The sequence below is a fragment of the Pseudoalteromonas sp. GABNS16E genome (assembly GCF_028598715.1).
GTDB lineage: Bacteria > Pseudomonadota > Gammaproteobacteria > Enterobacterales > Alteromonadaceae > Pseudoalteromonas > Pseudoalteromonas atlantica.
Genome location: NZ_JAQREZ010000034.1, coordinates 1 through 13,146, shown reverse-complemented (window position 1 = coordinate 13,146; position 13,146 = coordinate 1). Strand labels below are relative to the sequence as shown.

At 38.2% G+C, this 13,146-nt stretch carries 8 protein-coding genes; 4 read left to right on the top strand and 4 right to left on the bottom strand.

Annotation, left to right across the window (positions count from 1 at the left end):
- Positions 1-754: 754 nt before the first annotated feature.
- Entirely contained in the window at positions 755-2,104 is a 1,350-nt protein-coding gene (locus tag PSI06_RS13740) for a class II 3-deoxy-7-phosphoheptulonate synthase (protein WP_024032363.1), read from the top strand.
- Positions 2,105-2,163: 59 nt separating this feature from the next.
- Here the strand turns inward: PSI06_RS13740 and ppsR are convergent, their stop codons facing one another.
- Entirely contained in the window at positions 2,164-2,973 is an 810-nt protein-coding gene (ppsR, locus tag PSI06_RS13735; RefSeq protein ID WP_004586305.1) for a posphoenolpyruvate synthetase regulatory kinase/phosphorylase PpsR, read from the bottom strand.
- Between the two features lie 154 nt (positions 2,974-3,127).
- On the opposite strand from ppsR, the gene ppsA reads away from it, so the two are divergent.
- Positions 3,128-5,503, top strand: coding sequence for a phosphoenolpyruvate synthase (ppsA, locus tag PSI06_RS13730; RefSeq protein WP_273604431.1), 2,376 nt, complete (start codon positions 3,128-3,130; stop codon positions 5,501-5,503).
- 684 nt (positions 5,504-6,187) lie between these two features.
- Positions 6,188-9,235 carry a D-2-hydroxyglutarate dehydrogenase YdiJ gene (gene ydiJ / locus PSI06_RS13725; protein ID WP_273604430.1) on the top strand — a complete coding sequence of 1,016 codons (3,048 nt, stop codon included), beginning with the start codon at positions 6,188-6,190 and terminating at the stop codon, positions 9,233-9,235.
- 143 nt (positions 9,236-9,378) lie between these two features.
- Here the strand turns inward: ydiJ and PSI06_RS13720 are convergent, their stop codons facing one another.
- Both PSI06_RS13720 and PSI06_RS13715 read right to left on the bottom strand, forming a co-directional pair.
- Positions 9,379-10,578 carry a cation:proton antiporter gene (locus PSI06_RS13720; RefSeq protein ID WP_273604429.1) on the bottom strand — a complete coding sequence of 400 codons (1,200 nt, stop codon included), beginning with the start codon at positions 10,576-10,578 and terminating at the stop codon, positions 9,379-9,381.
- Positions 10,578-11,789: a tyrosine-type recombinase/integrase gene (locus tag PSI06_RS13715; RefSeq protein ID WP_273604428.1), complete on the bottom strand. Its 1,212-nt coding sequence runs from the start codon at positions 11,787-11,789 to the stop codon at positions 10,578-10,580. The genes PSI06_RS13720 and PSI06_RS13715 overlap by 1 nt, the downstream gene beginning before the upstream one ends.
- A 137-nt stretch (positions 11,790-11,926) precedes the next feature.
- Between PSI06_RS13715 and PSI06_RS13710 the strand changes: the two genes are divergently transcribed.
- Positions 11,927-12,490 carry a YSC84-related protein gene (locus PSI06_RS13710; RefSeq protein ID WP_273604427.1) on the top strand — a complete coding sequence of 188 codons (564 nt, stop codon included), beginning with the start codon at positions 11,927-11,929 and terminating at the stop codon, positions 12,488-12,490.
- A 100-nt stretch (positions 12,491-12,590) separates the two neighbouring features.
- On the opposite strand, the gene PSI06_RS13705 is transcribed toward PSI06_RS13710, so the two are convergent.
- A complete protein-coding gene (locus PSI06_RS13705) occupies positions 12,591-12,929 on the bottom strand; it encodes a DUF3693 domain-containing protein (RefSeq protein ID WP_169017723.1) in 339 nt (112 codons plus the stop codon).
- Positions 12,930-13,146 lie beyond the last annotated feature (217 nt).

The following is a 13,146-nucleotide window of genomic DNA, read 5'->3' as shown; positions in this document are numbered from 1 at the left end:
AGATGGGGGAAATTGTTGTAACACAGGTAATTACCAGGGCGATGTATACTTTTATATATTATCGCTCTGTGTAAAATAGTTATTGAGCCTTTAGTTTAAGGCCAGCAATCAATTTTTTGGTTCGCCACTTTGGATAGTGTTGGGCACTCATTATATAATTGCTTATAAGTGATACTTGTAATACAGCGCTAGGCACCTGTAAGGGGGGTGGCTGCTCTGTGAAAATAAACTCTACTACAACTTAATATTTAAAGTAGTGGTTCATACAGACTGTTTTTAGTAGCCCTAATTAGAGTACTGGCATCGTCTAATAACCTGATCACAGCTGTACACAATAAAGTGGACTTATTACTATAGCCTTACATAACCCTGAATCACGTATCACACACTCAAAATAAATTCTAGCCACTTGGTTGATTTAATTAAATTAGCACTGTAAAGCTAAGATTACATTTAACCGACTTTAAGTATGATGTGTTCCTAAAGAAACTGTTAACTTTAAGGCTTTGAATTCAATTTGGTTTGGGATGGTTAAAAAAACGCCTTCATATATTTAACTTATTGTATTTAAATAAAAATAGTAAAATTAAAACACGCTTAAAACTAAGCATGAACAGCCTTAAAATCACAAATAACCTTATATATATTTAACTCATAACAAATTAGTTGGTAAATAGTGAATATAGTCCTTGAACTTAGGGCCATGCATACGTTAATTTCTTTATATCAGGTAAAGTAGGAATGAGGAAAGAACATGCAATCGTGGAACCCAAATAGCTGGAGAGAACTGCCAATACTGCAGCAGCCACAGTACCCAGATCAAGAAGAACTGAAAACAGTAGAAAGCCAGTTAAAGAGTGCTCCGCCACTTGTTTTTGCAGAAGAAACAAGAAGCCTCTTTAAACAATTAGAAGATGTATGTGAAGGTCGTGCATTTTTACTTCAAGGTGGCGACTGTGCCGAATCATTTAGCGACTTTAATGCCGCTAATATTCGCGATACATTTAAAACCATTTTACAAATGGCAGTTGTTTTAACATACGGCGGTAAATGCCCAGTTGTTAAAATTGCACGTATGGCAGGCCAATACGCTAAACCACGCTCTGCAGATTTAGAAACTATTGACGGTGTATCTTTACCATCTTACCGTGGTGATATTGTAAATAGCTTTGAGTTTACAGAAGAAGCACGTATTCCCGATCCACAACGTTTAATGAAGGCATACCACAACAGTGCAGCTACATTAAACTTACTCCGTGCATTTGCACAAGGTGGCTTAGCAGATTTACACCAAGTGAATCGCTGGAACATGGGCTTTGTAGCCGCTAATCCGCAAAAAGAGCGATTCCAACAGCTTGCTGACAAAATTCAAGACGCACTTGAATTTATGGAAGTATGTGGCATTAATTCTACTATTGCGCCAAGCCTTAAAGAAACCGACTTATACACGTCTCACGAAGCGTTATTGCTAGGCTATGAAGAAGCACTAACTCGTCGCGATCACCTTTCAGGTGACTGGTACGACTGTTCTGCGCACTTTGTGTGGATTGGTGAGCGTACGCGTCAATTAGATCATGCACACATTGAGTTTTTCAAAGGTATTAAAAACCCTATTGGTGTTAAAGTTGGCCCAGGAATGGACCCAGATGACCTAATTCGTTTAATTGATGCTGTAAACCCAGATAACATTCCGGGCCGTTTAACGCTAATTACACGAATGGGTGCCGACGTACTGCCGGAAAAACTTCCAGCACTTGTAAGACGCGTTCAGCAAGAAGGCCGTAAAGTTATTTGGAGCTCGGATCCAATGCACGGTAACACTGAAAAAGCGACATCAGGCTATAAAACGCGTAGCTTTGATAATATCATGCGCGAAATTAGCCAGTTTTTTGCTGTACACAAAGCTGAAGGTTCATACGCAGGTGGTATCCACTTAGAAATGACTGGCCAGCACGTTACAGAGTGTACCGGTGGTGCATACGGTTTATCTGATGATGACCTAGCGCAACGTTACAAAACACAATGTGACCCGCGTCTAAATGCAGACCAAGTATTAGAAGTAGGCTTTTTAGTAGCTGACTTACTAAAAGACGCTCGTAAGTAATAAATATAAACTAAAGCCGCATTATGCGGCTTTTTTTAGCAAAACAGTAAATCAGTTGGTTAGTACTTACGTCGCTCAAGGTTACTGTCTATTAAGATTTTTGCAGATATTTCCTCTACAGAATGATGGGTAGAATTAAAGTATGCAATTTTATGTCGCTTATAAAGCATTTCAACTTCACGCACTTCAATTCGGCATTGTCTTATTGATGCGTATTTAGAATTTGCCATACGGCGATGCCTAATTGCAGCCAAACGCTCAGGGTCAATAGTTAACCCAAATAACTTATGTTTGTAAGGGAGTAAACATTTAGGTAGTCCCTCACTCTCTAAGTCGTCTTCAGTTATTGGGTAATTTGCAGCCTTAATGCCGTACTGTAGGGCTAAGTACAAGCTTGTTGGTGTTTTACCGCTTCTGCTAACACCTACTAAAATAATATCGGCTTCAGAAAAGTTTTTAATATTTCCGCCATCATCATTCATAAGGGCATAGTTAACCGCATCTATTCTAAAGTCATAACTTTTTTCATGAATAGAGTGGGTACGATGCATTTTTGGCACTGGCGCAACATTAAGCTCTTTTTCTATTTTTTCACTGTAAGTAGACAAAAAATCATACGCGATTGCATCGGCCGATTTAATAATTTCACTTAAGTTGTGATTTACGAAGGTAAAGAATACAAATGGCTTCTCACCTTCTTTTGCAGCAGTTGCGTTTATCAACGCTTTAATTTCATTTGCTTTTTCTTCTGTTTCTACAAAAGGAATAGTTTTATGATTAAATTCAACCGGAAACAACGACAAAGTCGCGTGACCAAACACTTCGGAGGTAATAGCAGTGCCGTCTGATATATAAAAAGCAGTTCTCATAGTTAACCTTTTTATTACGTTTAATCCCTAAAATGACTTACTCACGGTTTACGTGAGGTCTAATGCCAGTGTAGAATGAAGGTGACCTTTATAAAAGGTTTTCTTTCTTAACTCTCACAGTTACAACTACAATTTGTTTTTTGGAGAAAGACCCGTGCAAGAATACGTTCTCTGGTATCAAGAGCTTGGTATGCAAGATGTTCCTCGTGTTGGCGGCAAAAATGCCTCACTGGGTGAAATGATTTCAAACCTCGCTAACGCAGGTGTACAGGTTCCGGGTGGTTTTGCCACTACAGCCGACGCTTTCAATGAGTTTTTAGAGCAATCTGGACTCAATGCAAAAATTCACGACATTTTAGATACGCTTGATGTTGATGATGTAAATACACTCACTAAAGTCGGTGCCGATATCCGCCAATGGATTATCGATACCCCATTCCAACCTAACCTAGACCAAGCCATTCGCGACGCATACAGCCAACTTCATGGCGATACATCAGCTGATGTATCATTTGCAGTACGCTCATCAGCCACCGCTGAAGATATGCCAGATGCATCATTCGCAGGCCAACAAGAAACCTTCCTTAACGTACGTGGTATCGACTCAGTAATGGTCGCTATTAAACACGTATTTGCTTCTTTATTTAACGACCGCGCCATATCGTACCGTGTTCACCAAGGTTACGATCATCGTGGTGTTGCATTATCTGCTGGTATTCAGCGTATGGTACGTTCAGATAAATCAGCATCAGGCGTTATGTTTAGTATTGATACAGAGTCTGGTTTTGAAGACGTTGTATTTGTTACTTCAAGCTACGGTTTAGGTGAAATGGTTGTACAGGGCGCAGTAAACCCTGATGAATTTTATGTTCATAAACCAACATTACAAAAAGGGTTGCCATCAGTAGTACGTCGTAATATTGGCTCAAAAGCCATTCAGATGATTTACTCAACAGATGAGGCACACGGCAAACAAGTAGAAATTGTTGACGTAGAGCCAAGCCTTTCAAACAAATTTTCAATTACAGATGAAGAAGTGCAAGAACTTGCAAAACAAGCTGTAATAATCGAAAAACACTACGGTCGTCCTATGGACATCGAATGGGCAAAAGACGGAAACGATGGCAAATTGTACATAGTACAAGCGCGCCCAGAAACCGTTCGCTCAAACGAAGATGCCAATATTATGGAGCGTTTTCAATTAAATGGCACAAGCAATGTAATTGCTGAAGGCCGCGCAATTGGTCATAAAATTGGTAGTGGTGTTGTTCGTGTACTTGATTCAATTAAAGAAATGGACCAAGTACAAGAAGGCGACATTTTAGTTACCGACATGACCGACCCAGATTGGGAACCTATCATGAAGCGCGCCGCGGCTATTGTTACAAACCGTGGTGGGCGTACGTGTCACGCAGCAATTATTGCCCGTGAACTTGGTATTCCTGCGGTAGTTGGCTGTGGTAACGCAACCGATTTAATTAAAGCAGGCCAAGAAGTAACGGTATCATGTGCTGAAGGCGATACAGGTTACATCTACGAAGGTATTTTAGATTTTGAAATACTATCGTCGCGCGTTGATAAAATGCCAGAACTACCAATGAAAGTGATGATGAACGTAGGTAATCCAGACCGCGCGTTTGACTTTGCACGTTTACCACATGCAGGTGTTGGCCTTGCACGTGTTGAATTTGTAATAAACCGCATGATTGGTGTTCACCCTAAAGCGCTATTAAATTTTGATGCACAATCACCTGCGTTACAAGCTGAAATTACCGACATTATTGCCGGATACGAATCACCGGTAGAGTTTTATATCTCTAAATTAGTAGAAGGTATTTCAACGCTAGGCTGTGCCTTTGCACCAGAGCGTGTAATTGTGCGTATGTCTGATTTTAAATCAAACGAATATGCAAACTTAGTAGGTGGTGAGCAGTACGAACCTGAAGAAGAAAACCCAATGATTGGTTTTCGTGGTGCTGCACGTTATATCTCTGAAGACTTCCGTGATTGTTTTGCCCTTGAGTGTGAAGCAATTAAACGCGTAAGAAACACCATGGGTATGACCAACATTGAAATCATGATCCCATTCGTACGTACCCTTGAAGAAGGTAAACGTGTTATCGAATTACTAGAAGAGCATGGCCTTAAACGTGGTGAAAATGGTCTAAAAGTAATCATGATGTGTGAGCTTCCTTCAAATGCATTACTTGCCGATGAATTTTTAGAGATGTTCGATGGTTTTTCTATCGGCTCTAACGATTTAACTCAGCTAACACTTGGTCTTGACCGTGACTCAGGCCTAATCGCACATTTATTTGATGAGCGTAATCCTGCGATTAAAAAGCTACTTTCTATGGCAATTAAAACAGCTAAAGAAAAGGGCAAATATGTAGGTATTTGTGGTCAAGGTCCTTCAGATCATGAAGACTTTGCAGCATGGTTAGTAGAGCAGGGCATTGATTCTGTTTCACTAAATCCAGATACAGTACTAGAAACATGGTTATACCTAGCAGACAAACTTGCTAAATAAACATCAGTACCCGTAAAAAATAAAAATGCCAGCAATTATGCTGGCATTTTTGTATGTGGGCTAAATTACCGTGCTAATTTTTTATCTAAATAATTACACGATTTAGTTAAGGCTTTTTGGCAAAGCTTTAAATAATGCCTCGCTTTTGGGTAGTAAAAAGAAAAGCACAGTAACCCCGCCATAAAAAATATCAGGGAGGGGCTAAGGGCGTGTTTATCTTTGTGGATTGAAATTTGTTCAATCTAGGGGCGATTAAATCGCGGCGCGAGGTTTGTAACCTAGTGGGCTAAGTAAAAATCGAGTAACAAAGAGTTAATCGTCCCTAGAAAGAACCCATAGGGCAGCGCATGTTTGGTATTTATGCTGCGTTATCGCCTATTTATGGGGAGTAACACTACATAGGCTCTGCCTTGCCTAAAAACCAAACATACTGCTGCAAATTCAACAACCAAAAGTCAACACGCCCTAGCTACTACAGCAAAAAATAGCCCCAGCAAAATAAAGAACACACCTATGATCTGTAATAGTAATTTTTTCATATAAAACTCTGCACATTGGTTTAACTTGATTATAAATACAGAACCTCAAAATACGATAAAAAGAGTGTTACAAACTGTAAAATCTTCAATTTCTATTAGCCATCACCATGATATAATTACACAAATGCCTTAAATTATCGCCGTCATGATAGCAACAATTACACAGCAAGATGCAGCGACAGAGCTTGTCGCAAACTACTTAAGTACACTTAAAAATCAGGGATTTAGTGGAGACACCGATGCAAGCTATGCAACGCGTTTAACCGCCTCTACTGATAACAGTATTTATCAGCAAATCCCACAAGGTGTTATTTTTCCTAAAACCGAAAAAGACATTCAACTGGCATTGCAAACAGCATCTCGCGACCCATTTTTGTCGCTTACTTTTGGCCCACGTGGTGGTGGTACAGGTACTAATGGGCAATCACTCACACCAGGAATAGTGGTTGATTTGTCTCGCTACATGCGGGAAATACTCGAAATTAACGTTGAAGAAGGTTGGGTTAGAGTACAAACAGGTGTAATTAAAGATCAATTAAACGACTTTTTAAAACCGTACGGCTTTTTCTTCTCACCCGACTTATCAACCAGTAACCGAGCAACTATTGGCGGAATGATCAGTACTGATGCATCAGGTCAAGGTTCATTAGTGTACGGTAAAACTAGCGACCATGTTTTAGGACTTACTACCTATTTAGTCGATGGCAGCCCAATGGTGACATCACCAATAGACATAGAAAAAGCTAAAGTAATAGCCGAGCAAGAATCATTAATCGGTAGCCTTTACAAAACAGTATTGGAAATTTCTTTAAATGAGCGCCAAGCTATTTTAGAAAAATTTCCACGCTTAAATCGCTTTTTAACAGGCTACGACCTAGAGCATGTGCTAAGTGATGACTTACAAACTTTTGATATGAGTAGGCTAATTACCGGATCAGAAGGCTCGCTTGGTATAGTTACTGAAGCTAAATTAAACTTAACTCCCATAGCCGAATTTAAAACACTGATAAATATTAAATACGACAGTTTTGATTCGGCACTTCGCCACTCTCCCTTTTTAGTTGATGCGCGTGCAACATCGGTAGAAACAGTCGATAGCAAAGTATTAAATCTGGCTCGCGAAGATATTATTTGGCATTCAGTATCGGACTTAATAACCGATGTACCAAATAAAGATATGCAAGGACTCAACATGGTTGAGTTTAATGCAGTATCACCTGAAGATATAAAAGACAAAGTAAACACACTTTGCACATTATTAGATGAGTGCGTAGCAAATCAAACCAATGGTGTTATTGGCTATCAATTAACCAGCAGTAAAAGTGACATTTTAAAAATTTATGCAATGCGTAAAAAATCTGTCGGATTACTCGGTAATGTTAAAGGCAGCCAAAAGCCATTGGCCTTTGCTGAAGATACCGCCGTACCTCCAGAAAACTTAGCCGACTACATTGTAGAATTTAGAGCATTACTCGATAGCCATAATTTACAATACGGTATGTTCGGCCATGTTGATGCGGGTGTTTTACATGTACGCCCGGCGCTAGATATGTGCGACCCAGAACAAGAAAAACTGCTTCGTAAAATTTCAGACGAAGTTGTAAAACTCACCGCTAAATACGGCGGCTTAATGTGGGGCGAACATGGTAAAGGTTACCGAAGTGAATACGGCCCTGAGTTTTTTGGCGAGCATTTATTTAAACAACTACGTAAAATAAAAACAGCGTTCGACCCTAATAACAGAATAAACCCCGGAAAAATATGTACTCCTATAGAAAGTGAGGACTCACTAGTTAGTGTAGATGGGCAAAAACGTTCGTACTTCGATAAGCAAATTTCTATCGATGTAAAAACAAGTTTTAACAATGCAATGACCTGTAATGGTAACGGCATTTGTTTTAACTACGACGAAAATTCTCCCATGTGTCCTTCATATAAAGTAACCGGCGATCGCAGGCATTCTCCAAAAGGCCGCGCAACATTAATGCGAGAATGGTTACGACTTCAAGAGTCTAAAAATGTAGATTTGCTCGAAGTAGAAAAAGAGCTTAACAAAGGCGAAGTTATTACCTGGTGGGAGCGTTTTGTTCATAGCCGTGAAAAAAACAAAGGTGTTTACGATTTTTCTCATGAAGTAAAAGAGTCTATGGATGAATGTTTAGCGTGTAAAGCGTGTACAACATCTTGCCCAATTAAAGTCGATGTACCTACTTTTAGAGCACGCTTTTTAAATTATTATCACAGTTATTACGCACGCCCACTTAAAGATTATTTAGTCGCTAACATTGAAAGTTCGGCGCCTGTAATGTCTAAATTTGCACGCGTGATCAACCCAATTGTTAAAACAAACTTAGTAAGTAGTTTAATTAAAAAAACAGTAGGGTATGTAGATACACCCCAATTAAGTGTGCCTTCACTCGAAAAACGCGTAGCAAAAGCACATAAATTTAATTTTGAATTATTAAATTCACTTTCAAGTGATGAACAAAATGACTATGTGCTAATAGTGCAAGATCCGTTTACCAGCTTTTACGAAGCCGAGTTAGTGCAAAGTTTTATAACACTTATCACCGCGCTGGGCAAAAAGCCGATGCTATTACCGTTTAAACCTAATGGTAAAGCCCAACACGTAAAAGGGTTTTTGCATGAGTTTAAAGTAACCGCAAAAAATGGCGCAGAATTTTTAAATAAACTCGCTGATATTAATTCGCCTTTGGTTGGTTTAGATGCATCGTTAGTTATGTGTTATCGCGATGAATACAAAACCATTTTAGAAAATAATCGCGGCGAATTTCATGTACAACTTGCCCATGAATGGTTACAAACTCAATCGTTTAAATCTCTATCGGCTAAACAAAAAACTGATACTGAATTTACATTACTGAGCCACTGTACAGAAACAACCGCTTTACCAAAAGCGGCAAGTGTATGGAAAACAATTTTTACTGATATTGGTTTAACCCTAAATACAACCAATACCGGGTGTTGTGGCATGGCCGGTACTTATGGCCATGAAGCACAAAACCAAGAAAATTCCCGTGCACTGTACGAAATGAGTTGGAAACCAATAGTAGATAAAAATAATCCAGAGCAACTTTTATCTACCGGTTTTTCGTGTCGCAGCCAAGTAAAACGTTTTGAGCAATTTAAACCAAAGCACCCAATAGAGTTGCTCGCTCAGGTACTTAGCTAGTAAAAGTTAAAAATAAAAAAGGCGTAACTTAAAAATAAGTTACGCCTTTTTTATTAATACCAATTCGCTTCATCAAGTGATTTATTTTAAAGCTAAAAAACGTGTTTATACCAAAGCAATAGATTCGCTAATTTTTATAAACGCTATTTAGATTTTTTAACGAAGCTATCTGCAATTGGCTTTGTACTTATACCATGTATAAACACACTAAATAAAATAGTGGTCATTGCAATAGTGGCAATATCGTATTTATTTTCTATTTGCGTGTCTATTACCATTAAAGTAAAAACAATAGACGCCAAACCGCGTGGCCCAAACCATGCAAAAGTAAAACGTTCCTTCCAATTAAGTGCTGTAAATTGTAACGATAACATAACCGGAATTATTCTAATTAATGTAGTGCTTAATAAGGCATACACAATTATATTTGTATTTAATTTGGGTATTACTAAATACGCACAAACAAATCCAAATAAACACCAAATCATTAACGAAGTAAAATCAGCAATGTGCTCTGAATCCTCTATTAGCTCAGCGCGAATATCAGTTTTAGAAAATTTATCAAATAACAAACCCGCAATAAACACCGCTATAAAACCGCTGCCATGAAAATATTGAGTGATAGAAAACACCGCCATCGCAAAACCTAAAAGTAAAAATGGGCTGGTGCTTTTTGCAAAGTAATGGCGCTGCATTGCAAAATTTAATGCCGGAATAAATATCGCTATAGAAAAACCAGCAATCAATAATGCTAAGCCAAGCTCTCTTGAAAACACACCTAATGTATGTGAAGCAGTAATAGCAGAGTCAGGGTTTTTAGCTAATAAAATAAAAATTAAAAATACGGGTACACATAAGCCATCGTTTAATCCGCTCTCGGTATTTATACCTTCCCTAATTTTTTCGGGCACTTGTGTACTTTGCAATAACCCTTTACTCAAAGCGGCATCGGTTGGTGTAAGTATAATTGCCAGCAGTGCCGATTGAATTAACGACAACTCTGCAAATAAAAATAAGCTAACACCAATACCGCACAATAAAGTTAAGGGTAGGGCAACGAATAGTAATAGGCTAGGGTATTGAAAACTATGCCTCAATACACCTAACTTAGATTTAGCCGCATCAGAAAATAAAAATATACTTAGTGTTAGCTCTATCAGTGGTAATAAATAATCTATTCCTGTTTTAAGTTTTTCGCCTTCATCAGGAAGTAAAAACGCCAAAAACATGCCGCCAATAACAAAAAACATAGGGCCTGTTATTTCTGTGCGCTCTAACTGCCTTATTGAAATTGAATAAACTAAAAATAAAAAACCAATAAATGCTATTACTAAGTATTCCATTAAATTTTCCTTTTAACGCCTGATTTTGCTCGCTCTTTAATATTTGTTTGAATGTAAATTTGATCAGTTGTCGCAATTTTAGAATGGCCTAAATCTTCCGATAAATGTTTTAGCGGTCGAGTTTGCGCATCATGTGTTGCACCCGTGTGACGAAGCCAATGGGCAGTGGCTGCTTCAAGTTGTTCTGCATCATCTTTAAACCCGTCATCAAGTAACGATTGCTGAGCTAAATCAAAACTTTGCTGCACTAAACGCCTAATTTGCCTAACGGTCATCCCACCTTGGCCCCTAATTTTATGCACCAATGGCTCAGATTCATCAACGCGAGGTAGGGCGGGTAACCCTCTGTATAATCGGTAACGTTTTAAATACTCAACAAAATCATCACTTAACGTAACATCTCGCAACTTATTACCTTTACCCATAATACGTAAAAACCAAAAACCGTCATTATCTTGCCAAAAGTGCGACATAACTGGCGACCACTGCGGGCGCTCTGATAATTCTGATATACGTAAATATAGCCCTTTTAAACACGCGAGCGTAAATAGGTTACGTTCAAGCTCTGGTTTTTTTTCACATAAATCGCGTGTTACGCCAAATACATATTCCCATTGTATGTCACTTAAAGTGTCTGGGATCTGAATTTGAGATTGAACTACTAAATAGGGGCTATTTTTTTTCACTACAGGCACAAAGTTAGCAAACGTTTTTTCTTCTAAAATAGAAAACTTATAAAATACATTTAGCGCAGTAAACATAGCCGCTAATGTTTGCTGGCTCGCAATTGACTCTTTTAATATAAAAGGGCGCCAATTTTGATTTAATCGACGAATGCCTTGTTCATCTTTGTAACGCCATTGTACCGAAGTTGATGCCCATTTTTTATCTGGCTCAGCCATAAAATCAACATACGTTTCAATGTCTTCGCGCTTTAAACTAAATACAGATTTTTCGGCAATTAGCCAAGACCACAAATAAAATCGCTCAAGCTCATTACGAAAACGATTAAATGTTGCCTCAGATTTTCGGCCGTACACATATAAAAATTGGTATAAAAATTTAAGATCGTCCTTTGATTCAGTTACAGTCAAGCCAACTTGCTGTATAAAGGATGCAAGTTCTGGGTATTCTGAGTTTAGAGTACCGTCGTCAAGATGAGCAATTTGGTATCTTAATTGTTTTAACGTATCAACTAAAGCAACAAGCATAATGTATAAATATTCAATAAAATAATAGACTTACAGCTTAACGTTAAAGTCCGATACTGTCTAGTATTGGACATAGTGAAAGTGTATTTATTTAAACATTGTTGTGTATTGGTATGAATCTTATTAAGGAAAGTTTTATGAAAAAATTTATAGTGTTAGCCCTACTGACAGTAAGTGTATTACTAACAGGTTGTGCTACTACAGGCAGTGCTTCACCTAGCGAAAAACGCGCTTTAGTACAAAGTATGAAAAACAATACCCTCGACAAATTATACGCACAAAAACCCGATGTTAAAAAACAAATTGCCAATTCTGCCGGTTACGCCGTATTTGATAACGCAAACGTAAATGTCGTTTTAGCTAGTTTTGGTGGCGGGTACGGTGTAGTAAAAAATAACTTAACGGGTAAATCAACCTACATGAATATGGGTGAAGCCGGTTTAGGGCTTGGTTTAGGCGTTAAAGATTTTAACGTTGTTATGGTTTTTCATAACCAAGCGGCAGTAAATAGATTTATTGAACACGGTTGGGCCTTTGGCGGAAACGCAGATGCAGCAGCAAAATACGAAGATAAAGGTGGAGCACTGGTTGCAGAAGCCATTGCCGACCAAGTTACCGTATATTCTTTAACCGAAAATGGCCTTGCACTTCAAGCAGTATTAAAAGGCACTAAATTTTGGGTAGATTCTGAGCTAAATTAACACCTAATTACTCTCCTAAAAGCGGTCTGGTTTGTATAATCACGCTCGCTTTCTTATAAACTAGCTTATTTAACGTACCGTAATTTATGGGTTGTCGCTATTACGCAAATGCGTCCTCAGTTGGTGCATTCGCTAGTCCTGCAACTAGTGTTAGCGCTACACATGCTGCACTAATCTTTTTTACAATATCAGACCAGATTTGACCTTCTTCCTTAGATTTTGATTTTTCGATAGCAAGTTTCAACAATGCTTCTTTTTGATCCATACCAATGGTATTCGCCATAAAAATACACTGATTCGCTGTTAGATGACGTGTTCCCTTTTTAATTTGGGACATATTACCAGAGTTAAATTCTTCAAAATCAGAAATGACTTGTTTATCCTGACTGTAACCCATGAAATTTTTATATTTTTCAATTAGTTCGTAACTAAAGTTCATAGCATTTCTCCTCGCTAATTTAATTATAACTGTCAATCTTGATAAATAAAAAGTTGACAACTGCCAAGCGTGAAAGCTAGACTTCAAAATATTCAAGGATGACAGTTTGTCACCTTTATAGGATTAAGGATATGACTTTAGAAATAATCCAAGAATTGGATTCAACGTTATCAAAATACCTTTTAGATAATTTTTCTATCTCAATTGCTGATCCTGT